Origin of the sequence: Pseudomonas piscis, from assembly GCF_009380155.1 — a bacterium.
Taxonomy (GTDB): Bacteria; Pseudomonadota; Gammaproteobacteria; order Pseudomonadales; family Pseudomonadaceae; genus Aquipseudomonas; species Aquipseudomonas piscis.
In genome coordinates, this window is the sequence record NZ_WHUV01000001.1 from 1,587,509 (window position 1) to 1,613,448 (window position 25,940).

Annotated in this window: 30 protein-coding genes and 1 tRNA gene; 20 read left to right on the plus strand and 11 right to left on the minus strand. The window is 63.4% G+C overall.

Annotated features, from left to right (window positions below; all coding sequences use genetic code 11):
- The first annotated feature begins 6 nt into the window (after nucleotides 1-6).
- From GDH07_RS07600 to GDH07_RS07635, 8 genes are all read left to right on the plus strand, one after another.
- Nucleotides 7-363, plus strand: a complete 357-nt coding sequence (locus tag GDH07_RS07600; RefSeq protein WP_031321268.1) for a DUF4398 domain-containing protein — start codon at nucleotides 7-9, stop codon at nucleotides 361-363.
- Entirely contained in the window at nucleotides 360-1,172 is an 813-nt protein-coding gene (locus tag GDH07_RS07605; RefSeq protein WP_022643199.1) for an OmpA family protein, read from the plus strand. The genes GDH07_RS07600 and GDH07_RS07605 overlap by 4 nt, the downstream gene beginning before the upstream one ends.
- 203 nt (nucleotides 1,173-1,375) lie before the next feature.
- The gene (locus GDH07_RS07610; protein WP_022643200.1) at nucleotides 1,376-2,815 is read left to right on the plus strand and encodes an aminotransferase-like domain-containing protein; all 1,440 of its coding nucleotides are present in this window, start codon (nucleotides 1,376-1,378) and stop codon (nucleotides 2,813-2,815) included.
- Between the two features lie 78 nt (nucleotides 2,816-2,893).
- A complete protein-coding gene (locus GDH07_RS07615; protein ID WP_281356282.1) occupies nucleotides 2,894-3,412 on the plus strand; it encodes a translation initiation factor 2 in 519 nt (172 codons plus the stop codon).
- Between the two features lie 169 nt (nucleotides 3,413-3,581).
- Entirely contained in the window at nucleotides 3,582-3,836 is a 255-nt protein-coding gene (locus tag GDH07_RS07620; protein ID WP_053135844.1) for a YkgJ family cysteine cluster protein, read from the plus strand.
- Nucleotides 3,837-3,879: 43 nt separating this feature from the next.
- Nucleotides 3,880-4,488 (plus strand): START domain-containing protein, encoded by a 609-nt coding sequence (locus tag GDH07_RS07625; RefSeq protein WP_152897064.1) that lies wholly within the window; start codon nucleotides 3,880-3,882, stop codon nucleotides 4,486-4,488.
- Between the two features lie 142 nt (nucleotides 4,489-4,630).
- Nucleotides 4,631-4,867 (plus strand): hypothetical protein, encoded by a 237-nt coding sequence (locus GDH07_RS07630; protein WP_031321271.1) that lies wholly within the window; start codon nucleotides 4,631-4,633, stop codon nucleotides 4,865-4,867.
- A 211-nt stretch (nucleotides 4,868-5,078) separates the two neighbouring features.
- Nucleotides 5,079-5,420 (plus strand): ribonuclease E inhibitor RraB, encoded by a 342-nt coding sequence (locus GDH07_RS07635; protein WP_022643205.1) that lies wholly within the window; start codon nucleotides 5,079-5,081, stop codon nucleotides 5,418-5,420.
- A 305-nt stretch (nucleotides 5,421-5,725) separates the two neighbouring features.
- Here the strand turns inward: GDH07_RS07635 and GDH07_RS07640 are convergent, their stop codons facing one another.
- Together GDH07_RS07640 and GDH07_RS07645 are read right to left on the minus strand one after the other, a co-directional pair.
- Complete coding sequence (locus GDH07_RS07640) at nucleotides 5,726-6,490, minus strand: c-type cytochrome (protein ID WP_152897359.1); 765 nt, start codon at nucleotides 6,488-6,490, stop codon at nucleotides 5,726-5,728.
- Between the two features lie 35 nt (nucleotides 6,491-6,525).
- Nucleotides 6,526-6,975, minus strand: coding sequence for a rhodanese-like domain-containing protein (locus tag GDH07_RS07645; protein ID WP_031321273.1), 450 nt, complete (start codon nucleotides 6,973-6,975; stop codon nucleotides 6,526-6,528).
- Nucleotides 6,976-7,576: 601 nt separating this feature from the next.
- Here GDH07_RS07645 and GDH07_RS07650 point away from each other — a divergent pair.
- The 3 genes from GDH07_RS07650 (at nucleotide 7,577) to GDH07_RS07660 (ending at nucleotide 11,779) form a co-directional block, all read left to right on the plus strand.
- Nucleotides 7,577-8,782, plus strand: a complete 1,206-nt coding sequence (locus GDH07_RS07650; protein WP_053135849.1) for an acetyl-CoA C-acetyltransferase — start codon at nucleotides 7,577-7,579, stop codon at nucleotides 8,780-8,782.
- Nucleotides 8,783-8,806: 24 nt separating this feature from the next.
- Entirely contained in the window at nucleotides 8,807-10,951 is a 2,145-nt protein-coding gene (locus tag GDH07_RS07655; protein WP_152897065.1) for a 3-hydroxyacyl-CoA dehydrogenase NAD-binding domain-containing protein, read from the plus strand.
- A 105-nt stretch (nucleotides 10,952-11,056) separates the two neighbouring features.
- Nucleotides 11,057-11,779: an amidotransferase gene (locus GDH07_RS07660; protein ID WP_152897066.1), complete on the plus strand. Its 723-nt coding sequence runs from the start codon at nucleotides 11,057-11,059 to the stop codon at nucleotides 11,777-11,779.
- 29 nt (nucleotides 11,780-11,808) lie between these two features.
- Here the strand turns inward: GDH07_RS07660 and GDH07_RS07665 are convergent, their stop codons facing one another.
- The 3 genes from GDH07_RS07665 to GDH07_RS07675 form a co-directional block, all read right to left on the minus strand.
- Nucleotides 11,809-12,780 carry a magnesium and cobalt transport protein CorA gene (locus tag GDH07_RS07665; protein ID WP_022643211.1) on the minus strand — a complete coding sequence of 324 codons (972 nt, stop codon included), beginning with the start codon at nucleotides 12,778-12,780 and terminating at the stop codon, nucleotides 11,809-11,811.
- A gap of 141 nt (nucleotides 12,781-12,921) precedes the next feature.
- Complete coding sequence (locus GDH07_RS07670; protein ID WP_031321274.1) at nucleotides 12,922-13,644, minus strand: lysophospholipid acyltransferase family protein; 723 nt, start codon at nucleotides 13,642-13,644, stop codon at nucleotides 12,922-12,924.
- A gap of 198 nt (nucleotides 13,645-13,842) precedes the next feature.
- Nucleotides 13,843-14,532: a crotonase/enoyl-CoA hydratase family protein gene (locus tag GDH07_RS07675; RefSeq protein WP_022643213.1), complete on the minus strand. Its 690-nt coding sequence runs from the start codon at nucleotides 14,530-14,532 to the stop codon at nucleotides 13,843-13,845.
- Nucleotides 14,533-14,851: 319 nt separating this feature from the next.
- On the opposite strand from GDH07_RS07675, the gene GDH07_RS07680 reads away from it, so the two are divergent.
- A tRNA-Ser gene (locus GDH07_RS07680) sits at nucleotides 14,852-14,941 on the plus strand.
- Between the two features lie 108 nt (nucleotides 14,942-15,049).
- Here GDH07_RS07680 and GDH07_RS07685 read toward each other — a convergent pair.
- Both GDH07_RS07685 and GDH07_RS07690 read right to left on the minus strand, forming a co-directional pair.
- Nucleotides 15,050-15,463, minus strand: a complete 414-nt coding sequence (locus GDH07_RS07685; RefSeq protein WP_152897067.1) for a hypothetical protein — start codon at nucleotides 15,461-15,463, stop codon at nucleotides 15,050-15,052.
- A complete protein-coding gene (locus tag GDH07_RS07690) occupies nucleotides 15,460-15,768 on the minus strand; it encodes an Imm32 family immunity protein (RefSeq protein WP_053135857.1) in 309 nt (102 codons plus the stop codon). Before GDH07_RS07690 ends, GDH07_RS07685 begins: the two co-directional genes overlap by 4 nt.
- 143 nt (nucleotides 15,769-15,911) lie before the next feature.
- Between GDH07_RS07690 and GDH07_RS07695 the strand changes: the two genes are divergently transcribed.
- Nucleotides 15,912-16,727, plus strand: coding sequence for a hypothetical protein (locus GDH07_RS07695; protein ID WP_218584728.1), 816 nt, complete (start codon nucleotides 15,912-15,914; stop codon nucleotides 16,725-16,727).
- An 87-nt stretch (nucleotides 16,728-16,814) separates the two neighbouring features.
- Nucleotides 16,815-17,252 (plus strand): hypothetical protein, encoded by a 438-nt coding sequence (locus GDH07_RS07700; protein ID WP_053135859.1) that lies wholly within the window; start codon nucleotides 16,815-16,817, stop codon nucleotides 17,250-17,252.
- 4 nt (nucleotides 17,253-17,256) lie between these two features.
- Here GDH07_RS07700 and GDH07_RS07705 read toward each other — a convergent pair whose 3' ends face one another.
- Nucleotides 17,257-18,267: an alpha/beta hydrolase gene (locus GDH07_RS07705; RefSeq protein ID WP_152897068.1), complete on the minus strand. Its 1,011-nt coding sequence runs from the start codon at nucleotides 18,265-18,267 to the stop codon at nucleotides 17,257-17,259.
- A 91-nt stretch (nucleotides 18,268-18,358) separates the two neighbouring features.
- Here GDH07_RS07705 and GDH07_RS07710 point away from each other — a divergent pair, with 91 nt between their 5' ends.
- The 5 genes from GDH07_RS07710 to GDH07_RS07730 all read left to right on the plus strand — a co-directional run bounded on the left by GDH07_RS07710 (nucleotide 18,359) and on the right by GDH07_RS07730 (nucleotide 21,638).
- Nucleotides 18,359-18,997, plus strand: coding sequence for a TetR/AcrR family transcriptional regulator (locus GDH07_RS07710; RefSeq protein ID WP_178124013.1), 639 nt, complete (start codon nucleotides 18,359-18,361; stop codon nucleotides 18,995-18,997).
- 66 nt (nucleotides 18,998-19,063) lie between these two features.
- Nucleotides 19,064-19,396, plus strand: coding sequence for a DUF2388 domain-containing protein (locus GDH07_RS07715; RefSeq protein WP_152897070.1), 333 nt, complete (start codon nucleotides 19,064-19,066; stop codon nucleotides 19,394-19,396).
- Between the two features lie 760 nt (nucleotides 19,397-20,156).
- Nucleotides 20,157-20,522, plus strand: a complete 366-nt coding sequence (locus tag GDH07_RS07725) for a glycine zipper domain-containing protein (RefSeq protein WP_031321282.1) — start codon at nucleotides 20,157-20,159, stop codon at nucleotides 20,520-20,522.
- 108 nt (nucleotides 20,523-20,630) lie between these two features.
- Nucleotides 20,631-20,792 carry a hypothetical protein gene (locus tag GDH07_RS32255; protein WP_178088067.1) on the plus strand — a complete coding sequence of 54 codons (162 nt, stop codon included), beginning with the start codon at nucleotides 20,631-20,633 and terminating at the stop codon, nucleotides 20,790-20,792.
- Between the two features lie 150 nt (nucleotides 20,793-20,942).
- Nucleotides 20,943-21,638: an HAD-IA family hydrolase gene (locus tag GDH07_RS07730; RefSeq protein ID WP_022643225.1), complete on the plus strand. Its 696-nt coding sequence runs from the start codon at nucleotides 20,943-20,945 to the stop codon at nucleotides 21,636-21,638.
- Between the two features lie 78 nt (nucleotides 21,639-21,716).
- Here the strand turns inward: GDH07_RS07730 and GDH07_RS07735 are convergent, their stop codons facing one another.
- Nucleotides 21,717-22,463, minus strand: a complete 747-nt coding sequence (locus GDH07_RS07735; RefSeq protein WP_085597158.1) for a 3-oxoacyl-ACP reductase family protein — start codon at nucleotides 22,461-22,463, stop codon at nucleotides 21,717-21,719.
- A gap of 122 nt (nucleotides 22,464-22,585) precedes the next feature.
- On the opposite strand from GDH07_RS07735, the gene GDH07_RS07740 reads away from it, so the two are divergent.
- Complete coding sequence (locus tag GDH07_RS07740) at nucleotides 22,586-23,509, plus strand: LysR family transcriptional regulator (protein ID WP_152897071.1); 924 nt, start codon at nucleotides 22,586-22,588, stop codon at nucleotides 23,507-23,509.
- A 12-nt stretch (nucleotides 23,510-23,521) separates the two neighbouring features.
- Here GDH07_RS07740 and GDH07_RS07745 read toward each other — a convergent pair whose 3' ends face one another.
- Together GDH07_RS07745 and GDH07_RS07750 are read right to left on the minus strand one after the other, a co-directional pair.
- Nucleotides 23,522-24,250 (minus strand): aspartate/glutamate racemase family protein, encoded by a 729-nt coding sequence (locus tag GDH07_RS07745; RefSeq protein ID WP_152897072.1) that lies wholly within the window; start codon nucleotides 24,248-24,250, stop codon nucleotides 23,522-23,524.
- Between the two features lie 59 nt (nucleotides 24,251-24,309).
- Nucleotides 24,310-25,857, minus strand: a complete 1,548-nt coding sequence (locus GDH07_RS07750) for an NCS1 family nucleobase:cation symporter-1 (protein WP_152897073.1) — start codon at nucleotides 25,855-25,857, stop codon at nucleotides 24,310-24,312.
- Between the last annotated feature and the right edge of the window lie 83 nt (nucleotides 25,858-25,940).

Below are 25,940 nucleotides of genomic sequence, written 5' to 3' on the forward strand. Positions count from 1 at the left end.
TCTCGTGTGACTATTCGACCTCTTTTTGCTGCCTTGGCCCTGCTGGCCATGGCGGGTTGTGCCTCAGACCCAGCCCCCAACGAGCAGATGCGCCTCACTGCCCAGGCCCTGGAGCAGGCCAAGGCCGTGGGAGCCTCGGCCGAGGACGTGCCGGAGTTGAAGCTGGCCGAAGACAAGTTTTCCCGGGCCCAGGGCAATATGCAGGATGAGTCCTACAAGAAGGCGCGGGTCCGTGCCGAGCAGGCGGAGCTGGATGCGCGCCTGGCCGAGGCCAAGGTCCTGACCCAGAAGAGCCGGGAGCAGGTGAATATGCTCGAGACCCGCATCACTCGCCTGCGCAAGCAACTGGGGGATGCCCAATGAAGATTTCCAAGCAGCTCTTGGGTGCCGCGGTGTTGCTGGCTGGTGCCAGCCTCCTGGGATGTGCCGGCCAGCAGAGCGAGGAAGCGCTGCAACAAGCCGGCAACGACTTCCAGAAGGTCAAGGAAGACTCCAATGTCCTGCGGGTCGCCCCCAAGGATGTGATCCGCGCCGGTGAGTCCCTGGCCCGTGCCGATCGTCTGTCCAGTTACTGGGGCAGCGGCAGCGACGTGGAGCATTACGCCTACCTGAGCCGCCGCTACAGCGAGATTGCCCGCGAGCATACCGAGCAGACGCTGAACCAGGAGCGGGCGGCCAAGCTCGAGCTGGAGCGCCAGCGCCTGCAACTGGCCCTGCGTGAAGCCAAGCTGATCAGCGTGCAGCAGCAGGGCAAGTGGCTGGAGGAGCAGATCCTCAACATGGCCACCACCCAGACCGATCGAGGCCTGGTAATGACCCTGGGGGATGTGCAATTCGATACCGGCGAGGCGGAGCTCAATAACTCCGCCAACCGCATCGTGCTCAAGGTGGCCCAGTTCCTCCAGCTCAATCCCAAGCGCGTGGTGCGGATCGAGGGGTACACCGACAATACCGGTGAACATCAGGGCAACCTGCAGCTGTCCCGCGACCGGGCCCAGGCAGTGGCGGATGTGCTGGTGGACCTGGGCGTCGACGAAAAGCGCATCCAGGTCGAGGGTTATGGCGACGACTATCCGGTGGAGGCCAACGCTTCCGAGCGCGGCCGGGCGCAGAACCGTCGGGTAGAGATCGTTTTCTCCGACGAGAAGGGCCAGCTCGGCGCCGCACGCTGAGGTTCTGCCAGCTTTCATGAAAAACCCGATGCCTGGCCGCATCGGGTTTTTTTATGCCTGTCCAACGGCTGGAAAAAACTTGCCGTGGTGCTTTTCACTGCCTGGTGTCCTCGACTATTGTGGAAACTGTCCCAGTACACTTCTAAACTGTGCCGGTATTGTTTCACACAAGAATAAAACACCGTGAAATCGGGTGCTGCGCCATGACCAATCTCTTGCTCTATCAACGTATCGCTCAGCAGTTGGCTGAGGATATTCGCCGTGGTGTCTATCAGCCGGGGGAGCGCGTACCGTCGGTGCGCAAGATGAGCTCGCAGCTCAATGTCAGCCACGCCACGGTGCTGCAGGCCTACGCCAACCTGGAAGACCAGGGGCTGATCCGCGCGCGACCGCAATCGGGCTACTACGTGCACCAGACGCCAGCTCTTACCGCGCCGACGCCGGATATCGCCCGGGTCGAGCGTCCGGGGCTGGTCACCCGCAGCAGCATCATCCAGCAAGTGCTGGTGGAGTCGCGCCGGGAAGGGGTGTTTCCCCTGGGGGCCGCGGTGCCCAGCGTCGACTACCTGCCCGTGCGCGCACTGCACCAGCAATTGGCCAAGGTCACGCGTTTCCATAGCCCTCGCGCCTTCAGCTACATGTTCAGCCCGGGATTCGAGCCGCTGCGGCGCCAAGTGGCGATTCGCATGCGCGATGCCGGCGTGGTGGTCGACCCGTCCGAAGTGGTGATCACCCACGGTTGCGTCGACGCGCTGCAGATGTCGCTGCGGGTCCTGACCCGACCCGGTGACCTGATCGCCGCCGAGTCACCGACCTATTACGGGTTGCTGCAACTGGCCGACTTGCTGGGGCTCAAGGTCATCGAGATCCCCAGCGATCCATCCACCGGCATGAGCCTGGAGGCCTTGCAGCTGGCGGCCAACCAGTGGTCGATCAAGGCCCTGGTGTTGACCACGCGCCTGAGCAATCCCCTGGGCGGCACCATGCCCGAGGAGCGGCAGAAGCAGTTGCTGCGCCTGGCGTCGGACTTCGATATCCAGGTGGTCGAGGACGATATCTACGGCGAGCTGATGTTCGAGGTCGGCCGCACCAAGTCCCTGAAGGCCTATGACCGCCTGGACCGGGTGATCTACTGTTCCAGTTTCTCCAAGACCTTGTCGCCCGGCGTACGCATCGGTTGGATGATCGCCGGCAAGTACCAGCAGGAAATCCAGCGCCTGCAGACCTTCAGCACCCATTCGGCCTGCAGCGTGACCCAGATGGCCGTCGCGGCTTACCTTGAGAACGGCGGCTACGATCGGCACCTGCGCTACATCCGCCAGGAGTATCGCAAGAACCTCAGCGCCTTCCAGCTGGCGGTCCAGCAGTACTTCCCGGAGGGCACGCAGATCACCCGGCCCACTGGCGGCTTTATCCTCTGGGTCAGCTTGCCGGGGCGGGTCAACACCCAGGAATTGCATGTCCGGGCCCTGCAACAGGGCATCAGCATCGCCCCCGGGTTGATCTTCAGCAATACCGAGCAGTTCAACCACTGCGTACGCCTCAACTGCGGCACCCCATGGAATCGCGAGGCCGAGCGGGCGCTGATGACCTTGGGGATGCTCGCCAGCCAGTTGTGCCAGGAGGCGGCAGGCGGATTTTAGACAATGCAGCCCCGTGCTTGTCATGGGGCGTGCAACAAGCGAGCATAGAGGCACCTTGTTCTCGATCTGCCTGTTTTTATGAAAGCCTTTCTTCCTGCCATCTGGTTATGTGCCTGCCTGTTGGGAGCGGTTGCCGCCATGCCCGTCGAGGCCGCAGCACCTGTGGAAAAAACCGCTGCCGGCACTACTCGGGCGGACCATTCGACAGCCTCTGGCAAAGCACCGGCAAAGAAAGTCCCGGTAAAGAAAGCTCCGGCCAGTAAAACCAAGGCCAGCAAGACCCAACCGGCAAACAAGAAGCCTGCTCCCGCCAAACAGTCCAAGTGGGCCTACCAGGACATCAAGACGCCGCTGGTCAGCCCCAAGCTGGACTTGAACCTGCCAACCGAGATGGTCAAGCACCTGCAACCCCTGGGCGCCACGCCATTACCCAAGCGCGCGCCGTTGCTGCCGCCGATGTTTGGCGAGAAACCCAAGGAAAGTACCCCGTTCCAGCTCAACGGCCGCCTGCTCACCAACGAGATGCAGCTGCAATTGCGTCGGGAAGAGCGTCGGGACATCGAGGGCGCCGCCCTGGATTTCGAGTTCAAGCAGTAAATTCTTTGCCGTCCTTGTGACCGTCGTGGCCGACACTTTGTCGGAGACTGATCAGTCACGCACGGTTGTGCGTCAAATCCGTTCTTCGAGTAATTTTAAACGGCTGTTTTAGCGGTTACTCTTGTGCGGCGTCATCCAACTCTTTGCTTGTCGCGAGGAAATCTTCGTCATGAACTGCCGTGAAGGTTGTGGCGCTTGCTGCATCGCCCCTTCCATCAGCACCCCGATTCCCGGAATGCCCCAGGGCAAGCCGGCTGGAGAACGTTGCCTGCATCTTTCGGTCGAACACCTGTGTGGGCTGTTCGGCCTGCCTGAGCGGCCGGCGGTGTGTGGGGCCTTCCAGGCAGAGGCCGAGGTCTGTGGCCAGAGTCGTGAAGAAGCCATCCGCCTGATTGGCTGGTGGGAGCAAGTGACGGCGGCTTAGGGTGTTCTCAATGAACGGAACTTCAACAATAAGGAATAAGACAATGGGTTCGCTGCATCGAATCGCTGTGCTCTGTGGTTTAACCGTGCTGTTGTCGGCAACGGCCCAGGCCGAAGACTGGCAGACGGCCAAGGACGAAGACGGCATCAAGGTCTCCTTGAGCGAAGTGGCCGGCTCCAAGTACAAGGCCTACCGTGGTGTCACCACCATGAAGACCTCCATCGCCAAGCTCCGCGCGCTGCAAGAAGACGTTGCCGGGGCCTGCTCCTGGATCCACGAATGCAAGACCCAGAAGCTGCTCAAGCATGAGGGCGACCAGAGCTGGACCTACACCCAGTTCAACACCCCATGGCCGGTCACTGCCCGCGACTCGGTCCTGCACATCACCACCAGCCAAGGCGCCGACGGCAGCCTGACCCGCAAGCTGGAGGGTGTGCCGACCTATATCCCCGAGGAGAAAGGCTTCGTGCGCGTGGCCCAGGTCGAGGGCTACTGGAAGTTCGTGCCCAAGGGCGCCGACCAGGTGGAAGTGACCTACCAGGTCCATACCGAGCCAGGTGGCAGTGTCCCTTCCTGGCTGGCCAACAAATTTGTGGTCGATGCTCCGTTCAACACCCTGAAGGCACTCAAGGCCCGTGCCGAGAAGCCTTGATCGCAGCGTTGCATCCGCCATGCAAAAGGCCGCCTTCGGGCGGCTTTTTTAATGGCTTCGGGCCATGGCGCAGCGGAACGTTTGCCTGGGCCACAAGGTCCAGATTATGTGGGCCCATACAGGGGCCATCGAGGAGGCATTGATGCAAAAGTGGCAAGTCACTTTCGTTGATGATCATGGTGTCCAGTCCGTCGAGCATTTCGACTGCGAACAGCCACCGACCCTGGAGCGTGCCGCGCAGCTGGTGCGGGCCAGATTACTGCCGGTGAGTGCCGAACTGGATCTCAACGACCTGGAGGGGCGCACCGACACGCCCACCCTCAAGAGCCTGAAAGAGCAGAACAGCATTCAGATTCTGAGCATCACGCCGATCCAGTAAGTAGCAGAGACGGCACCGGCCATGATTTCTGGCAGCGTCCAGAGGCAGGCGCTAATCTGCAAGCAAGGTCAGCGAATTCTTCACCAAGGCCTGATCTTGCCAGCTCCATGCTTGTTTCCTGTCGACCTCCCCCGGGTCGTGATACGGGCCTTTTGGGCCTGTCATTCGGGAAGCACGGAAAGTCTATCCATCGGTTTGAGGAGGACGTTTCATGAGCACAGCCTTTCAAGACGACATCAGCAGCAGCGTGCTGCGCCGCATGAAAGAGGGCGGCTTCGATTTTTCACGCTTTCATCCCATCGAGTTCTACGCCATTTTTCCGGATGAGGAGCGGGCGCGCAGGGCCGCAGGGCAGTTTCGCGGCGAATCCTTGAATGCCCAGGTCAGTCCCCGTGACGACGGTGCCTGGTACCTGGAACTGAGCAAGGTGATGTATGCCACCCATGGTGGCATCGGTGATTTCGAGCAGGACTTCGAAGCAGTGGTCGAGCCCTTGGGCGGCATCATCGAGGGCTGGGGAGTCAAGCACGAGATTCGTGGGCGGCTGATATAGCCGGATAAGCGCACCGAGACCGACGATTGGCCAACCCACGGGTTGGCCAATTGCATTTCAGGGCCCGCAAAGGCAAAAAAAAGCCACCCGGGAGGGTGGCTAAAAGGGAAGACCGGTCTTGAGCGGGAGCCGGTCAGGAGAGTCCGGATCCTTTGATCGTCGGCGTCATCAGGTTTGCAGCAGTGGCTTCATCAGGCAGGTGAAGTGTTGCTCGATGGGGGCGATTATCCGCCGGCATGCGCAGTGGGTGAAATCGACTCTGGCTATGCCAGCGATAGCCAGGGTCTCTAGTCGAACCGAGGGGGTCAGGGCTGCTTGCGCCCGGCCATGTGGCGCAGGTAGCCCAGCAGCAGCTCCAGTTCGGTATCGGGCAGGACGCTGTTGCTGAAGCCCGGCATCTTCGCCTGTGGCCAGCGTCTCAGGCTCTGTGGATCGCGGATGTAGCGCTTGAGGAAGTCACCGCCGAAGTACTCGGTGGGGTTATAGGGGACGTTCAGGTCGGGGCCGAACTGCGAGTCCCCGGCGCCGTTGAGCCGGTGGCAGGCCAGGCAGTTCTTCTGGAACAGGGCGAAGCCCTGGTTCACCGGGTCATCGGCGGCTAGCGCAGGGTCCGGCCGCAGGGCCGGGAAACGCTCGGCCACCGGCGCCAGGTGCTGGATCCGCGCCACCTGGAACGGCCATTGCTCGGGGCTGATATGCCCGGCCGCGGGGTTGGTCCACACCAGGTAGAAGGGGCCGGCGCTGGGCTTGTCGGCTGCCAGGGCTGGCCAGGGCTTGTGTGGATCCTCGATGGCCAGCCAGGCCCGGGCTCCCTGGCGTTCGAGCAGTGGCGCGGCGCTCAATTCGGCGGCGAAGCCGTCCAGGGCCACGGCCTGCAAGTGGTCCTGGGGCTTGAGGCCGGGGAGCAGGTCGGCCAGCGGGACCGCGCGGTAGCGCATCTGGCGTTTGTAGGAGACATCGTCCTGGATGCTGATGTCCCGGGCCTCGGGGTGACGCAACAGCTCTTCGGTCTGCCAGGCGCGGCTGCCGGAGCCCAGGTCGATCAGCAGTTGTGCGGCGTGCAGGGGCATGCTCAGCAACAGGGCAGTGCACAGGAACAGGGTTTTCAATTGATGGCCGTCGGATCGTCGTCAGTGGGTTCGTTGCCGGGCAGCACGTCGTCCGGTCGCGACACGTGATCGAACAAGGCGTCCCGGAGTTCTTCGTAGTTGCCGCCGTTCACGATACCGAAATAACCACGCTGGATCAGCGTGTCCTCGGCTTCCAGGGCGTGCTGGTTGGTGTCGCTGTAGATCACCACCGTGGCATTGGGGTCCAGCACCACCTTGCGCAGCTGGTAGGCCAGGCCCTCGGCGCTGATGCCGGTGCCGTCTTCCAGTTCGAGGTTGACCTGCAGCGAGTTGTGCAGGTTGCCGGCGGCGAAGTCGCTGTCGTTGCGCAGATCCAGGATCAGGGCACCGTCGTTGATCTCATCCACGGCGCGGTTGACGTCGATGATCCCGGCATGGGCGTTGAAGGCGCTCAAGAGCGCGGCAAGTGCAATCCAATGGCGCATGAATCTTCCCCGTGATGTTCCCCAGGAAGACTGGCACACAAGTCCGTGCCCCGGTAGGAACCGGGGACAATTTTATGACTCGTTGATCGAGCCGCCATGAATCAGCCGATCACCTTGGTGAGGTTCGGCAAGATCAGCAGCAGCGTGGTTGCGAAGAGGATGAGTCCCGCCTGGCGAACTTTCGAGTGTTTGAACATGGCTGAATGCCTTTTGTTGTTATTCCTGAGCATCAATGCAAGCCGGTCCCTGTTCTTCACTATGGGCCGGCCATGTTTCCATTTTCTTACCTGTCCCGGTGCAAAGACCCTCCGGGACTTCCTACAGTTTCTACCTTAGGGGCCTTGAATCCCCTGGCTTAGATCCAATTCATATGACGTCATCGCGAGCTTCGATAAAAACCTTATAAGTTCTTCCCGATGCCCCCTGGCCGCCCTTTGGCTAGACAGCTCGCGACCCTTGGTCGGGCTATCCATTAGCTGCCTACCGTTCGTCTGAGCGTCACCGTCAAGGCGGCTGAGCGCATCGGTCATTGAATCCGACGCTGCCGCGCCTAAGGTGGGAACTCGACATTTTCTCCCTGCACAAACGGTTCGAGGACGTCATGACCCAAGCTTTGATATTCGATGCGTTACGCACGCCCCGTGGCAAAGGCAAGGCCGATGGCGCCTTGCACAGTGTGAAGCCGGTGAACTTGGTGGCGGGGCTGATGCGGGCCCTGCGCCAGCGTTGCGAGCTGGATACCAGCCAGGTGGACGATGTGGTCCTGGGTTGTGTGACGCCCATCGGCGACCAGGGCGCCGATATCGCCAAGACCGCGGTGCAGGTCGCGGACTGGGATGTCAGCGTGGCCGGGGTACAGATCAACCGCTTCTGCGCCTCGGGCCTCGAGGCGGTGAACCTGGGAGCGATGAAGGTGCGCTCCGGCTTCGAGGAGCTGGTGGTGGTCGGTGGCGTGGAGTCCATGTCGCGGGTACCCATGGGCAGCGACGGTGGCGCCTGGGTGCTGGACCCCGAGACCAACCTGCACAGCCACTTCACGCCCCAGGGCATAGGTGCCGACCTGATCGCCACCCTCGAAGGCTTCTCCCGCCAGGATGTCGATCAGTTCGCCCTGCAATCCCAGCACAAGGCCGCGCGGGCCCGGGCGGCCGGAGCCTTCGCCAAGTCCCTGGTGCCGGTGCAAGACCAGAACGGCATTGTCCTGCTGGACCATGACGAATTCATTCGTGCCGACTCGACCCTCGAGGGCCTGGGCAATCTCAAGCCGAGCTTCGAGATGATGGGGCAGATGGGTTTCGACGCCACGGCCTTGCGGGTCTACAGCCACGTCGAGCGGATCAATCATGTGCACACCCCGGGCAACAGTTCCGGGATCGTCGACGGCGCGGCGCTGATGCTCATCGGCTCCGAGGCCAAGGGGCGTGAGCTGGGTCTCAAGCCCCGGGCGCGGATCGTCGCCACTGCGGTCACCAGCACCGACCCGACCATCATGCTCACCGGCCCGGCACCGGCCACCCGCAAGGCCCTGGCCAAGGCCGGGCTGCGGGTCGAGGACATCGATCTGTTCGAGGTCAACGAAGCCTTCGCCTCGGTGGTGCTCAAGTTCATCAAGGACATGGCCATCGACCCCGCCAAGGTCAACGTCAACGGTGGCTCCATCGCCATGGGCCACCCCCTGGGCGCCACGGGCTGCGCGATCCTCGGTACCCTGCTCGACGAACTGGAGGCCCGCGGCCAGCGCTATGGCCTGGCCACCCTGTGTGTCGGCGGCGGCATGGGCATCGCCACCATCATCGAACGCCTCTGAGCCCCGATATCAAGGAATCCTTTCATGACCGATGCCATCCGTTACGAAAAAGGTCAGGACCAGATCGTGGTCCTGACCATCGACATGCCGGGCCAGAGCGCCAACACCATGAATGCGGCCTACCGCGACGCCATGGCCGCCACCCTGGCCCGGCTGCAGGCCGAGCAAGCCGACATCGCCGGGGTGATCGTCACTTCGGCGAAGAAAACCTTCTTCGCCGGCGGCGATCTCAACGAGCTGATCAAGGTCGGCAAACCACAGGCCCAGGCCTTCTATGACATGGTTCTGGCCCTCAAGGCCCAACTGCGGGCGCTGGAGACCCTGGGCAAGCCGGTGGTGGCGGCAATCAACGGCGCGGCCCTGGGCGGCGGTTGGGAAATCTGCCTGGCTTGCCATTACCGCGTGGCCCTGGACGACAAGTCGCTGCAGGTAGGCCTGCCGGAAGTCACCCTGGGCCTGCTGCCTGGCGGCGGCGGGGTAGTGCGCATGGTGCGCATGCTGGGCCTGGAGAAGGCCTTGCCGTATCTGCTCGAGGGCAAGAAGGTCCGGGCGCGGCAGGCGCTGCAGGCGGGCCTGGTGAATGAGCTGGCTGGCGATCGCGACGAGCTGCTGGCCAAGGCCCGGGCCTGGATCGTCAGCAACCCGACGGCCAAGCAGCCCTGGGATGTGAAGGGCTACCAGATTCCCGGCGGCGCCCCTTCGAACCCGAAAGTGGCGCAGATGCTGGCCATCGCTCCTTCGATCCTGCGCACCAAGACCCAGGGCTGCTTCCCCGCACCGGAGAAGATCCTCTGTGCCGCGGTCGAGGGCGCCCAGGTGGACTTCGATACCGCTCAGTTGATCGAGGCTCGCTACTTCACCGAGCTGACCACCGGCCAGGTGGCGAAGAACATGATCGGCACCTTCTGGTTCCAGCTCAATGAAATCAACGCCGGCGGCTCGCGGCCCCAGGGCGTGGCGCCCCAGGCGACCCGCAAGGTCGGGGTGCTGGGCGCCGGGATGATGGGCGCGGGCATCGCCTATGTCAGTGCCGTGGCGGGCATCGAGGTGGTGCTTAAGGATGTCAGCCGTGAGGCGGCGGAGAAGGGCAAGGCCCATTCCGCGGCCCTGCTGGAGAAGAAGGTCGGCCGTGGGCAACTGAGCGCCGAACAGCGCGACGCGACCCTGGCACGCATCCTCACCACCGCCGAAGATGCCGACCTGGCCGGTTGCGACTTGATCATCGAGGCGGTCTACGAGGATCGCGAGCTCAAGGCCAAGGTCTCCAAGGCGGCTCAGCAGGTGGTCGGTGCGCAGGCGGTGATCGCCTCCAATACCTCGACCCTGCCCATCACCGGGCTGGCCAGCGCGGTGCCCAATCCGGACAAGTTCATCGGCCTGCATTTCTTCAGCCCGGTGGAAAAGATGCCGCTGGTGGAAATCATCAAGGGCGCCAAGACCAGTGACGAGACCCTGGCCCGAGGGTTCGATTTCGTCCAGCAGATCAAGAAGACCCCGATCGTGGTCAACGATAGCCGCGGCTTCTTCACTTCCCGGGTATTCGGCACCTTCACCAACGAAGGCATCGCCATGCTCGGCGAAGGCATCGCCGCGCCGATGATCGAGACCGAGGCTCGCAAGGCCGGGATGCCCGTGGGCCCGCTGGCGATCTCCGACGAAGTGTCCCTGAGCCTGATGAGCCACATTCGCCTGCAGACCACCAAGGACCTGCAAGCCGAAGGCAAGCCTGCCATCGAACACCCGGCATTCGCCGTGATCGACCTGCTGCTCAACGAGTACAAGCGCGCGGGCAAGGCCGCCGGTGGCGGTTTCTACGACTACCCGGCCGGTGGCCAGAAACACCTGTGGCCGCAGTTGCGTACGCGCTTCTACAAGGTCGACGGGCAGATCTCGCCCCAGGACGTGCGCGACCGCTTGTTGTTCATCCAGGCCATCGAGACCGTGCGCTGCGTGGAAGAGGGCGTGTTGCAATCCACGGCCGACGCCAACGTCGGTTCGATCTTCGGCATCGGTTTCGCGGCCTGGAGTGGCGGCGCGCTGCAGTTCATCAACCAGTACGGGGTGCAGGATTTCGTCGCCCGCGCCCAGTACCTGGCACGTCAATACGGCGAGCGCTTCAACCCGCCGGACCTGCTCCTGGAGAAGGCGCGCCAAGGCCAGTTGTTCTGAGCCTGGCGGGCGTCAAATGACGGCCCCCGGGGCTTGCCTTGCCGTGGTATTTCAAGGCAGGCTCTGGGGTGTTCGTTATTGCCATCGCCTTGTCAGGAATATTTTATGTCGCTACGCATCTGCATTCTTGAAACCGATATCCTGCGTTCCGAACTGATCGACCAGTACCAGGGCTACGGGCAGATGTTCCAGCGCCTGTTTTCCCAGCAGCCCATTGCCGCGCAGTTCAGCGTCTACAACGTGGTGCAGGGCCAGTATCCGGCTGACGACCTGAAGTTCGATGCCTACCTGGTGACGGGCAGCAAGGCCGATTCGTTCGGCACCGATCCGTGGATCCAGACCCTCAAGACCTACCTGCTGGAGCGCTACGAGCGTGGCGACAAGCTGCTGGGCATCTGCTTCGGCCATCAGTTGCTGGCGTTGCTGCTGGGGGGCAAGAGCGAGCGGGCGAACCAGGGCTGGGGCGTGGGCATCCACAACTACAAGCTTGCGGCCAAGGCGCCGTGGATGAGCCCGGTGGTGGAGGAGCTGACCCTGCTGATCAGCCACCAGGACCAGGTCACCGCCTTGCCGGAGAACGCCACGGTGATCGCCTCCAGCGATTTCTGCCCGTACGCGGCCTACCACATCAATGACCAGGTGCTGTGCTTCCAGGGGCATCCGGAATTCATCCACGACTATTCCCGCGCCTTGCTCGACCTGCGCCATGAGTTCCTCGGCGAGCAGGTCTACCAGAAGGGCGTGGCCAGTCTCGAGCACGATCATCACGGCACTACCGTGGCCGAATGGATGATGCGCTTCGTCGCCCACAAGCCCGCAGCGGCCTGAGGCCCCGCCTGGCGCGGGGCCACGTCGTTTCACAGCCAGCCTGAACGCTTGAAGCTGGCCCAGAGGGCCACGCAGCCCACGCTGATGAAACCCAGGACGCCAAAGTAGCCGTAGTGCCAGCCCAGCTCCGGCATGTTCTGGAAGTTCATCCCGTAGATCCCCGCGACCGCCGTGGGAAACGCCAGGATCGCCGCCCAGGCGGCGAACTTGCGCTGTACGATGCTTTGCCGCGAGGCCTCCAGCAGCACGCCGATCTCGATGGTCTGGCTGGCGATGTCGCGCAGGGTCGAAAGGTCTTCCATCTGCCGTGTGACGTGGATCTGCACATCGCGAAAATACGGCCGCATGTTCTTGTCGATGAAGGGGAAGCTGAGCTTCTGCAGGTCCTCGCTGATCTCCACCATCGGCGCCACGTGGCGGCGCAGGCGCAGTACATCGCGACGCAGGCTGTGCAGGCTGAGGATGTCGCGCTCGTTCATCGACTGGCACAGCACGTTGCTCTCCAGCTCCTCGATCTCGGCGTGGATGGCTTCGCTGACCGGCTGGTAGTTCTCGGTGACGAAGTCCAGCAGGGCATAGAGCACGAAGTCCTCGCCATGTTCGAGCAGCAACGGGCGGGCCTCGCAGCGCTGGCGCACATGGCCGTAGGAGGCCGAGTGGCCATTGCGGGCGGTGATGATGTAGCCGTTGCCGGCGAAGATATGGGTTTCTATGAACTCCAGCTTGCCGTCGGTGCGCACCGGCGAGTAGGTGACGATGAACAGGGCATCGCCGAAGGTTTCCAGCTTGGGCCGGCTGTGTTTCTCCAGGGCATCCTCGATGGCCAGTTCATGCAGGTTGAACTGGCGTTGCAGGTTGGCCAGTTCGTGGGCGTTGGGTTCTTCCAGGCCGATCCAGACGAAATGCCCGGGCTTGGCCGCCCAGGCCGCCCCCTCGTCGAGGCTGATGTTCGTGACTTTCTTTCCGCCGCTGTAGACGGCGGCAGCAACAACTCTACCCATGGCTCAGGTTCACTTCTTCTTATCAAGGGAGCGGTGGCAAATCAGCAGCTTAGCCTGCATTGCAGCATCAGAGTCCCCTGGGAGATGCGAGTTCGCAGATAAATGAAAGCCCGCGCGAGGCGGGCTTTGGCTCAACAGGGCTCAGTTCGATTGCAACTGGCGATCCATGCTGGCGATGCACTCGAGCATTTGCTCGCGACATTGCGCCATCAGCCGTGGCAAGTCGTCCATGCTCAAGCCGGCAGTGGGGATCGCCGGCAGCGAACGAATCAGGATTTCACCGCTGTTCCAGCGGTTCAGGCGCATGTGCTTGATGTAGTTGCTGGTACAGACCGGAACGATGGGGACCCCGGCGGCGATCGCCATCTGGAAGGCGCCGCGCTTGAATGGCAGCAGCTCTTCGCCGCCGTTGCGCGTGCCTTCCGGGAATACCCAGATCGAGGTGTCCTTGTGTTGCAGGGTGTGGGTGGTGGTGACTATCGAGCGCCGGGCCTTGTGTGGGTTGCCGCGGTCGATCAAGACGTTGCCCGACAGCCAGAACAACTGGCCGAACAGCGGAACCCATTTCAGGCTCTTCTTGCCAATGCATACGGTGCGTGGCGGCACCACGTTGCCGAACACGAACAGGTCGTAGTTGGACTGATGGTTGGCGATGATCACGCAACTTTGTGGCTTGTCCATCAATGGCCCGGCCTCGGCCCTGACCTTCAGGCCCAGGATGCGCATGGCCGGCCAGGCATACAGGCGGGCACACAGGCGGCTGTTGTCAGGGTTGAAGGGACGACACAGTCCAAGCAGCAAGCCCAGGCTGCCAGCAGCTATAAAGTGCAAGCCCATCAAAGACATACGAAACAGATACAGCATCTAAACGGCCACCGCGCAGGGGACAAAAGGTGGCGCAGTGTACGAATGTGCACTGTTTTCGGCAATTGCTCCGCCAGGCAGGATGAGCAGTGATGATTGAGCGGATGTGTCCGATGGCGGGGCGTGCAGGGGGGGAGGCTTCGCGAGGCAATAAAAAGCCCGGCACAAGGGCCGGGCCATGCTCGTTCATGCCGGGGTTTAGCCCAGATGTCCCTGGTCTTCGATGATGGCGTTGTCCAGTCTTTCCAGCAGGGCCTTGCGTACCTTCAGCTTGGTGTTCTTGTGGGCCAGCATGTTGATCTTCTTCAACTGGCGCGCTGCGGCCAGGGCGGCGCCCTGGAGTTCTTCGGCGCTGACCACCTTGTCGAGGAAGCCGGCATCCACCGCGCTGTGCGGGTCGAACATCTCGCCGTTGATCACCGAGCGGTGCAAGGCCGAACGCCGCAGGCGGTCACGGGCCAACTCGATGCCGGCGTGGTGCATGGTCATGCCGATCTGCACTTCGTTGAGGCCGATGCTGAAGGGGCCCTCGACACCGATACGGTAATCGGCCGACAGCAGCAGGAAGGCGCCCTTGGCCACTGCGTGCCCGGGGCATGCGACGATCACCGGGAACGGATGGGACAGCAGGCGCCGAGCCAGGGTCGAGCCCAGGGTCACCAGGGCCACGGCCTCCTTGGGACCTGCGGTCATGACCTTGAGGTCGTAGCCGCCGGAGAGGATCCCTGGCTGGCCAGTGATGATCACCACCGCGCGATCGGCGGTGGCCTGGTCCAGCGCGGCATTAAAAGCGGCAATCACGTCCGGGGAGATGGCATTGACCTTGCCATTGCTCAAGGTCAGGGTCGCGATACCGTCTTCGAGATGGTAGGAAATCAACTCACTCATGACGCAATTCCTTGTATTAGAAGTGCAGCAGAAGTTACCCAGCATGACCGGCCTGGTAAAGCGCCATGACTGACTGATGAGTCAGGCTTTGTCCCGGGTGGCAGGTCGCACGACCCGCTGGGCTGCATCCCTGTAGCTGTACGGCAGCCAGGAGCGCGCCGAAGATTGGCCGGTTTGCCGTGTGCCGCAGGGGCGTGCAGGCCCTGGAAACCAGAAAAGTGCTTAAGCGCATGAAAATTCTGAAAAAAACCTTTGCCATCTGAAAAGCTTTCGACTACATTAGCGCGCCTCGACAGACTGAATCGGTTTGAAGAGAAACGGTGAGGTGTCCGAGTGGCTTAAGGAGCACGCCTGGAAAGTGTGTATACAGGAAACTGTATCGAGGGTTCGAATCCCTCCTTCACCGCCATATTCGATACAAGAAACCCCTGAAGGCCCATGGCTTCCAGGGGTTTTTTGTTGCCTGCGAAAATAGCCTCCCGCCCAGGGCTCGGTCGTTCTCGGCGCGTGGGTGCGCTCACCGGGGGTTGCTGTTGTTCTGGTCCTCGGGCAACTGCACGTTTGCCCTTTCCAGCATTGCCTCCACCTGCGCCAGGAAGTACCGGGGCAGGGGCGAGCCCTGGCCGTACATATCCGCCAGGCCGACTTCCACGACATTGCAGGCCAGCGCCTGCAGCTGTTCGGTCTGTTGCGTATCGAGCATTGCACAGAGCGAGGCCGGCATGTCGTCGCCCCGGCCGTTCAGGGCCAGGTCGGCGCCGGCCTGTTCCCACAAGGCCAGGTTCGAGTAGCTGGCCATGGATCGCAGATGTTCCAGCAGTTCGTCGATGCACGGGTGGGCGATGCCTTGCGCCTGACAGTAGGCATCCAGGCAATGGGCGGCGTACTCCTGTAAGGCCGATAGGGATGCACGCGAGGGACTGGCGTTCATCGGTAGTTTCCGTGGGGAGTATCGGCGCTGTCGACGGTCGTGGTTTGCGGCTCGTGTGCGGCGGCCTGCTGGCTATTCACCAGCACCAGGTCCACGTGCAGCCCGGGATCGAAGTCGGCCCAGGCATCCTGCAGGTGCAGATGTTCCATGCCGTCTTCCTGCATGCGTTGTGCGGCCTGCAGCAGGAAATCCCCCAGCGCCCTGAGGGCCGCGGGCGAGGCGAGCAGGGTTATTTCGTCCAGCGGCATTTGCGTAGGCGAACCGGTGCGGGTGCCGTATGCCTTGAAGGCGTCGATCGTTATCATTGCGCGATTTTCCCGGAGTAGGGCGCTTGGCGTGCTACTGGCCCTGTGCAGGCCGCCATTGAAACAAAGAACGACCACAGCGGCTACGCCTGGGGTAGCGCCTTCAGATGGCACCGGACTAAGCATCGAATGGAGATGAGCTTGTGAAACATCAGCAGTTGCTGGAGAAACTGGCCGCCAGGCACCTGGTCCAGGCTTTGGACGAGGACCTTGCGCGGCTGACCTGGAAGGCGATGGTTGCACAGCAGCATGGTCACCAGGGCCCGCGGATCGATGTGGTGTTGCCGGGCCTGCTGGCTCGCTGGAATTGCGTGCTGCTGGCGGATGAGTCCCAGGTCGCGCCGCTCTATCGGCACAAGGCCTGGCTCGCGCTGGCCACGCTGCTACATAAATATGGCCTGGCCGAGCCGGGCATTACCGCCCGGGCCGTGGAAGCGATCGAGGAACTGAATCGAGCGGTGGCCCTGGGGGACAAGTTTCACCAGCGCTCGCAGGAGTTCGGCGCTGGCCTGCAAGCGCCTCCCGTGGCCCTGGCGCGCAAGCCGGCACTCCCGGACTCCGTGACGTTCTACCGTGCTGGCGACGTATTGGCCATTCAGCTGGAAGGCCGGTTCTACGCCGCTTATGTGCACCGCTTGGGCAGCATTAACGAGAGCCCGATCATCGAGTTCTACGCCCAGGTATTCGACCAGGTGCCGACGCTGGAACAGTTGCAGCAAGCACCGGCCCAGGGCGAGCTATACAACGATGGCATCCGGCGCAAGAGCCTGTATTGCGTGAGCGGCATCAAGTTCCAGCCCGATCCTGCCAACCAGCTGACACTGATTGCCGCCTGTGTCGCCAATCCCCCGGATAGCCGCCACCTGGCCCCTTCAGTGGGGCTGTATGCGCTCTCGGACATCTTGCGCATCCAGGGCACCATTCGCGGTCTGTTCGAGGTGTCCGCCCCGGCGGCCTGAATATCACCAGACCAGCTGGCGCCCGGATGTTCGCCGCCGGGCCCGGCCGCTCATCCCCGGCGGATAACCACTGGCAGTTGGAACACCATGACGATTTCAAGGAAAGGCCGCTACCGGTACGGCAGCGAAGACGCGGATATCCAGCCGGAGATCCACCGCTACAGCCAACCGAGCTACGAGGCAGTGAGGTTCAACGCTGCCCGGTGCGTCTGCGGGAACGACAGGTTCACCCTGGAAACCGACGAGGAAGTCGGCGCCGGCAGATGCACTTGCACCCGGTGCGCAACCGTCAAGCTGCTGGGCGACAGTGCCGACTATGCGGCACAGGCGGCTTTCGAGAACCATGTCTGCGTCTGTGACCACGAACACTTTGCGATCACCTCGGCAGTCGCGCTCTATGCCGACAGCAACGATGTGCGCTGGTACTACATTGGCTGCCGGTGCGATGCCTGCAACCTGGTCGGGGTGTTCGCCGACTGGAAATGCGAAGGAGGCGACGCCGACAGCTTCCTGGCCCGGACTTGAGGGCTCAGCTGCGCCGGTCCAGGGGCTCGGGCAACTGCTGCCGGGCGGGGGGCGCGGTCGTCGGATCGCCGGTGCTGGCCAGGACCGTCTCGATGAACTGCAAGATGGCCTGGTTCATCTGGGTCAACCCCGGTTCTTCCAGTGGATAGTGCCCGGCATTCTCCAGCATGCGGATCTGTACCTCGACCCGGGCCAAGCGCTCGAGGAACGGCTGGCTCAGTTCCAGTGGCGTCCAGCGGTCTGCAGCCGGCTGGGTCAGCAGTACCGGGCAGGCCTGGAAGTCTTGCGGGGCGACCACCGGCACGTAGTGCAAATAGGAGCTCAGGAAACGCAGGCTGGCCCAGTTGCCCGCCGAGGTGCGGTCCCTGAGGCAGGTTTTCAGCGCGGCGCGGTCGTTGACCAGGGTGTGCATCTTGCTTGCCAGCCACATCGGCATCTTCATTCCTGCCAATGGAGTACCGGCCAGGGCGTGCATCAGCGGCCCGCCCAGGCGGCCCAGCAAGGGGGTGAGGGCGGTCTGCTCCCTGACCAGGGCCAGTCGCTGGTCGAGGAAGGTCATGCCGATGATGCCCGCCACTTTCTGGTTCATGGCCGCCGCATGGTAGGTGAGCATGCCGCCGGCGCTGAGACCGTAGAGAAAGATCGGCCGAGGGTCGCGGCGCCGTTCATGCTCGATGAACTCATGGGCCAGTTCCACCCAGGTGTCATAGCGCACCTGGGCGCCTGGGGCGACCCGGGTCTCGCCGTATCCAGGCATGTCGATCGCTACCGTTTCCAGCCCTTGCCGCGACAGGGGCAGGCCGACGATGGTCGACATCTGCCGACCGTTGGTCCCGACCCCATGGAACAGGATGACCTTGGCCGGTGCTGTCGGATTGACGAACCGGTCCAGGTGCACCTGATGCCCACGCCATGGCCAATACTCCTCTTGCGGGGCATTTTCAGCGTCGATGCGATAGGCCGCGGGGAGGAAGGCCTGGATGTCTTGCCATTGGGTCTGGTCTTGGTAGCTCATTGCAGGTCTCGCTCTGGACGGGGAAGATGGAGCGCTTGGTGAACATGACATTTGTCATGTTGAAACATAACTTATGTTGGATTTATGCGATATGCAAGACAGCTCGTCGGTTCCCAAAGGCAAGAAGATCGCAAGGCTGCCCCAGCAGGAGCGCTCGCAATCGCGCATGGAAAAGGTGCTGGCGGCTGCCGAACAGCTGCTCCAGGAGGTCGGCCCGGACGCCACATCGATCCCCGAGATCGCCAAGTTGTCGGGAGTCCCGAGGGCGAGCATCTATCAGTTCTTTCCGGACAAATACGCGTTGCTCGCCCATCTGGCGAGCCAGCAGATGGAGCGTATCGCCGCGCTGATCGATAGCTCCCGACCCGGCCCCGAGGGCGACTGGAAACAGGCCATCGGTCGGGTCATTCGCGGCGTTGCCGGTTACTACAACGCTCACCCGGCCGCCAGCCTGCTGCTCCTGCGCGGCAACTTCACCCCGCTGGACAGCCAGGCCCACGAGCGCAAGGACGCCATGATCGGCAGCTTGCTGCGCGACTACCTGCTGGCCCGGGGCGGCTTCGACAGCCTGCCTCGGCAGCCGGACGTGACCACCCTGGCGGTGGAAATCGCATTCGCCTGCATGAAGTACGGCTACCTGGCCGAAGGCCGCATCAGTGAAACCATTTGCGTCGAGGCGGAGCAGGCGGCGATCGCCTACCTGTCCCGTTGGCAATCACCAGCGGCTTGAGGCTGCGTTCGGACACGCCGGATGCTAAGTTGCGCGCCTGCCTTGGCCCAGGATGGCGATCCACCGATGAAGAGTTGTAACCAGGCGTTATTGATCTGTGCGTTGTGTGTCGCCCCGCTCTCGGTGGTGGCGGGAGAGGAGAGGAACCCCGTGGACCGGGCCTCGATGATGGTCACCGGCGTGACCGGCCTGACCACGTTCGGCACCTTGGGCACCACATCCAATCCTGGCGAGATCTTTCATTCGGCCAAGGGCGATGCCCTGGCCTTCGTCGGTTCCGGGGGCCAGATTCGCGGCGCCCAGCTGGAGCAGGCGCTGCGTTGCTACCGGACACTGCATCCTGCCAGTGATGCCGACGACATGCGCCTGGCTCGGGCCCTGGCGGCGTACGACAGCTGAACGCCGAGGGAAAATTTGCCCTGGATCAGTTTTTCTTCCACTGGCTGGCCGCTCGTCGGCGTCTGCGGTGCTTTGGCCGGCAGGTCGGTGAATGACTGTCTAGTCTCAAGTGCCGTGACGATCAGTACTTTCCAGGCAATCAGGAGCTTGCCGGTGCTGGTCGGTTGTTGGAGGGAGCTGGGAGATGAGGAGTCTTGCTTATATCGAAGACAACGGGGATGAGTTCCCAATCAACAACTTGGTGCGTTGCGGGCAGGCGGCATTCGAGGCGAAGGCTGAGCCTTCTGCGAATGTCGTCAGGAAAAAATCCGCGGTGACATCGGTCGCCAGCAATACGATGTTTTTTCCTCGGGCCCTGCCCAAGAACAAGCGATCTTGAGTAACGACTGCCCCGCACTTGCGGGGCTTTTTGCATGTGGGCGAAGAGGCGCGGGTGACGGGCGGCAGAAAATTTTTTCACTCGCGCCGCCACGCCCGCAGGCCGGGGGCGACAGAGGTCGCGTTGGAGGGACGTCGGGCCCGGCGGTGAAATTTTTCACGCTTTCTTCACATCTGTCTGCGTAGGCTCAAACCATCCGTTAAACGCAACACCCTAGCCCGTTCCCCAGCGGGCTTTTTTTTGCGTGGTGATAAAACTCTTCTGGAATTGGTTGTCCAATCCGGCGCCAAATCCCGGGTGGTTTCGCGGTGACCTGCGTCGAGTCATGCGGCGCCGGGTTCTTACATGTCAGTTCGACAGTCTTTTTTCGAGGTTCAAGTCATGCGTTTAACTCTCCCTGCCCTGGTTGTGGGACTTTTGCTGGCCCAAGGCGCGATGGCCGGCGACGGTACGGCAGCCATTGGCGGTGGCCTCGGCGGCGCGCTGGGCAATGTGGTGGGGCAGAAGCTTGGCGGCAGCACCGGAGCGGCCATCGGCGCGGGTGTCGCCGGGGCAGCCGGCAGTGCGGCTGGTGCGCGCAAGGGCAGCCGGGCCAAGGCGGCGATCGGTGGCGGCCTGGGTTCGGCTGGTGGCTCGTTGATCGGCAATCGCCTGGGCGGCAGCACCGGCGCCACTGTCGGTGCTGGCATCGGTGGTGCGGCGGGCGGTGCCCTGGGCAGCAGCATGGGGCACAAGAAGCGTCACTGATCCAGGCGCAAGCAACCCGAGAACCCGGCCATGCGCCGGGTTTTTTGTGCGCCTCGCCCAGGTTTCGCCATACTTGCCAGGATGGTCCTGGCGATCGAGGAGGCGATCATGGCCCGTGAAGCTCCAGGCAACACCCAACCCATCTCCGGGGAGCCCGAGGTGATCAACGACCCGGGCAACGAGGACCCAGGTTCCTTGCTGGACGATGCCCGCGTCCCCCTGCAAGAAGCCCCCGATCCGGACGCCAGCGGGCCCGACCCGCGCGATTGAAGCCTGCGTGCCCCGTCGCACCTGTGCCGGGTTGCCCCTGGCACAGGCCCGCCGCTATGCTGCTGAACCCTTTCATCGAAAGGCTGGCTAACGAACGGGCCGTACCTGAGCCGCTCCCTGGAATGTACTTTTGCTAACGGATCAGATGCGATGAATGCACAGTTGAATGATTTTGGGCCGATCAAGGCGGTCATTTTCGACATGGACGGTCTGCTGCTGGATACCGAGGGCATCTACACCGAGATCACCCAGTTGATCGCCGAGCGTTATGGCCGTACCTACGACTGGACCATCAAGCAGAACATCATCGGCCGTGGCGCCGCCGACCTCGCGCGTTATGTGGTGCAGGCCCTGGACCTGCCGATCACTGCCGAGGAATTCCTGGTGATGCGCGAGCCGCTGATGCGCGAGCGCTTTCCCCGGGCCGAGGCGATGCCCGGGGCACAGCAGCTGGTGCGCCATCTCAAGGAGCACCGGATTCCGATCGCCGTGGGTACCAGCTCTTCGCAGATGTCCTTCGTCGAGAAAACCACCCGCCATGGCGACTGGTTTGCCCTGTTCGACACCATCGTCACCGCCGACGACCCGGAAGTGACCGCCGCCAAGCCGGCGCCGGACATCTTCCTGACCGCGGCCCGGCGCCTGGGAGTCGATCCGGCCGAATGCCTGGTGTTCGAGGACTCGCCGTTCGGCGTGACTGCCGCCAAGGCCGCCGGCATGACCGCGATCGCGGTGCCCGACCCGGCCATGGCCGATCATAAGTTCGCCCATGCCGATGGGATCCTGCGGTCGCTGCAAGGCTTCCAGCCCGCGGCCTGTGGTTTGCCGCACCTGGCGTGGAGCTGACGCCGCACAGCCAGGCCATCGTATCAACCAAGACGCCGGGCCCCCGCAAGGGTAGCCCGGCGTTTTTTTGCCCGGGCTTCAGGCGCCGAAACCACCGTCGATGCTCAAGCTGGCACCGGTGATATAGGCCGCTTCGGGGCTGGCCAGGTAGGCCACGAAGCCAGCCACTTCTTCGGCGCGCCCATAGCGGCCCACCGCCATGAGATCCATCAGGCTGGCGGCAAAATCGCTGTCGGCCGGGTTCATGTCGGTGTCCACCGGGCCGGGTTGCACGTTGTTGATGGTGATACCGCGCGGGCCCAGGTCCCGGGCCAGGCCCTTGGTCAGGCCCACCAGCGCGGCCTTGCTCATGGCATAAGGGCCGCCACCGGCGAAAGGCATGCGGTCGGCGTTGGTACTGCCGATGTTGATGATGCGGCCGCCTTCGCCCATGTGCCGGGCGGCTTCCTGGGTGGCGATGAAGACGCTGCGGACGTTGATCGCCAGGGTCCGGTCGAAGTCTTCCAGCTGGAACTCATCCAGCGGTGCCACCGCCAGCACCCCGGCATTGTTGACCAGTATATCCAGGCGACCGAACGCCTCCACCGTGCTGCCCACGGCCTGGCGAATGGCTGCGGCATCGGCGCTGTCGGCCTGGATGGCCAAGGCCTGGCCGCCCTGGGCGATGATGTGTTCTTGCAGGGCCCGGGCTTTATCCGCCGAGCTGACATAGGTGAAGGCCACGGCAGCGCCTTCGGCCGCCAGGCGCTCGACGATGGCGGCGCCAATGCCGCGGGAACCGCCCTGGATCAAGGCCACTTTGCCGCTGAGGTCGAACTTGCTCATGTAGGTCTCCTGGATTGAAAGGCGAATGCCTTGGGTGGAGCCCAGTATCGAGCGCTGATTGAGTCCTGGGTAGCGGGTAATCCCTATACTCTGTGTAAACCAAAAGTTTGGAATCCTGGTGTATGGAAGGCTTCAGCAGCATTGAGTGTTTCGTGCGCAGCGCCGAAGTCGGCAGTTTTGCCGAAGCGGCACGGCGCCTGGGGCTGACCCCGGCGGCGGTGGGCAAGAGCGTGGCCAAGCTGGAGGCGCGGGTGGGGGTCAGGCTGTTCCAGCGCAGTACCCGGCGCCTGACCCTGACCGAGGCCGGCCGCCTGTTCCTGGCGGAAGTCAGCGACAGCCTGCACACCATCCAGCATGCCGTGAGCAGCCTGGCCAACGCCCAGGGGCGGCCTGCCGGTACCCTCAAGGTCAGCGTGGGCACAGTGTTCGGTTGCCTGTACATCGTGCCGCTGCTGGGAGCGTTCCTGGCCCGTTATCCGGATATCCAGCCGGACTGGCATTTCGATAACCGCCAGGTAGACCTGATCGGCCAGGGCTTCGATGCCGCCATCGGCGGTGGCTTCGAGCTGCCGCCCGGCGTGGTGGCCCGGCGCCTGACCCCGGCCCATCGGGTGCTGGTGGCCAGCGCAGCCTACCTGCATGGGCGTGGGCCGATCAGCGGGCCTGCGGACCTGCGCGATTGCCGCGGCATCCTGATCCGCTCCCCGCAGACCGGGCGTATCCGCACCTGGCAGCTAACGGGGCGAGCAGGGGGGCAGCAACCCCTGGAGCTCAAGGCGGCCATGACCATGAGCGATTCCGAGGCGGCCTGTATCGCCGCCGCCCAGGGGCTGGGCGTGGCCCTGGTGAGCATGCCGTTCGCGGTCAATCACTTGCGCTCCGGCGCCCTGCAGCGAGTGCTGCCGGATTGGTACGTGGATGATGGCTTCACCTCGATCTACTACGCCGAGCACAAGATGTTGCCGGGCAAGACCCGGGCCTTCGTCGACTTCGTGATCCAGCAGTTCGCCGAACAGGGCCTGGCCCAGGCCTTCAGCGCGGTCTAGCGACCGGTCGGCTCAGCGGCCCTGGCGCATCGGCCAGCCGACGACCCGCTTGGGGCGTGGCGTGGCATAGGTGCGCACCTTGGAAGTCGACAGGCCCTGGCGTACCAGGGCCTCGGCGATGGTCACCGCTGCCGTCACCCCGTCCACCACCGGCACGCCGGTACGCTGGCGGATCTGCTCATCCAGCCCGGCCATGCCGCCGCAGCCCAGGCAGATGACCTCGGCCTTGTCCTGGGTCACCGCAAGTTCCGCCTGGCGCACAATGGCCTCCACCGCCCGTGCCGGATCTTCCTCCAGCTCCAGCACTGCCAGGCCACTGGCACGTACCGAGGCGCAGCGTTGGTCCAGGCCCGACAGCCTGAGGCGGTCCTCGATCAACGGCACGGTACGGTCCAGGGTGGTCACCACCGAATAGGCGTGGCCGAGGAACATCGCGGTGCTGGCGGCGGCGTCGGTGATGTCCACCACCGGCACATTCAACAGCTCCTGCAGGCCCTCGCGGCCGTGCTCGCCGTAGCCGGCCTGGATCACCGCGTCATAGGGCTGATCGTAGGCCAGTACCCGATCCATCACGGCGATGGCCGCCAGGTAGCTTTCGAAGTTGCCTTCCACCGATTCGGCGCCGAAGTAGGGCGTCAGGCCGATGATCTCGGTGCCTGGGGCGGCAACGCTCCGGGCCTGTTGGGCGATGGCCTGGGTGATGCTGTCGGTGGTGTTGACGTTGACCACGAGAATTCGCATGGGGGTTCCTTGCAGGTTGGATAGGTTCAGGCCCGGCGGAGCGGGCCGTGCATGGGGGCTCAATGACCGGCATCGTCCACGGCGATCGATTCGCCGCTGACGTCCGCATAGTGCGACTGGCGCTTGGCGATGATCAGGTACAGCAGGCTGGCGATAGCGGCGCCCACCAGCCAGGAGAACGGCGAGATGCTGGCGAACCCCGGGACCAGGGCCAGGACGATGGCGATCAGCGCCGCGGGAACGAATGCCGCCACTGCTCGCAGGTTGACGCCGTGGCTGTAGAAGTACGGCCCTTGAGGATCTTCGCTGTACAGCTGCGGCACGTCGACCCGGCCTTTGCGCAGGATCCAGTAGTCCACCATGATCACCCCATACAGCGGGCCCAGCAGCGCGCCGAGGCCGGCCAGGAAGTACTGGATCACCAGCGGGCTGTTGTAGAGATTCCACGGCAGGATCAGCACCGCGATGGTGGCGCTGATCAGCCCGGCCCGGCGGAAGGTCAGGTGCCGGGGCGCCAGGTTGCTGAGGACGAAGGCCGGGGCGACGAAGTTGGCCATGATGTTCACCGCCACGGTGACGATCAGGAATGCCAGGCAGCCCAGGACCAGGAACGGGGTGCTGGGGATCGAGGCGATGATGTCGGTGGGGCTTTCGATGATCTTGCCGTTGATCTGCAGTTGTGCGCCGCACAGCAGCACCGTGATGCTGGCGAACACCAGGATGTTCACCGGCAGGCCCCAGAAGTTGCCCACGGTGATGGTCTTGCGGCATGGCGCGGAGCGGGCGAAGTCGCAGAAGTTGAGCACCATCGTGCCGTAGATCGCCAGCCACAGCGTGCCGCCGGCGAAGATCTGCCGCCACATTTCACCACCGCTCAGGGGCTCGCGGATCGACCAGGCAATGTGCCCGTCGGCCTGGGTGTACATCCATCCGGCGAGGCAGGCCACAGTCAGCAGGATGATCGGGCCGGCGAAGGCTTCGTAGCGCCGGATGGTCTCCATGCCGTAGGCCAGGATCGCCAGCTGCACCAGCCAGATCGTCACGAAACAGACCCAGCCCAGGCTCGACAGGCCGAGGATCGCATCATGGTCGTAGGCCGCGAAGCCTGGATGGATGGCGGTGAGCAACACGCGAAACACCACCGAGGCCAGGTAGGTCTGGATGCCGAACCAGGCGATGGCGATCACGGCGCGGATCAATGCCGGGATCTGCGCGCCATGGATGCCGAAGGCGATGCGGCTGATCACCGGGAACGGTACGCCGGTCTTCTGTCCCATGTAGCCGGAGAGGTTCATGAAGCCATAGACCAGCAGTGCGCCGATACCCAGGCTCAACAAGATCTGCCAGCCACCCAGGCCCAGGGCATACAGGCCGATGGCGAAGGAGTAGTTGGCGATGTTGTGCACATCGTTGGTCCACAGGGCGAAGATGCTGTAGCGGCCCCAGCGCCGGCCCGCGATCCTGGTGGGTGCCAGGTCATGGTTGTGCAGGCGTGGGCTGAGGGCGACGGACCTTTGATCGCTGTCGGTCATGGGCTGTGACGAGGTGTACGGGTGCAGCGGAGAGGAGGTGTCCAGTGCGATGTCGTGGGAAGGGCGGGTCTGCATTCCGGCGTACTCCGATTCCGCCCCTGGATGACTGTGCCTGAGCCTGGGCTCGACAATCTTCCGCGTAGGGTGGAATCACCTGG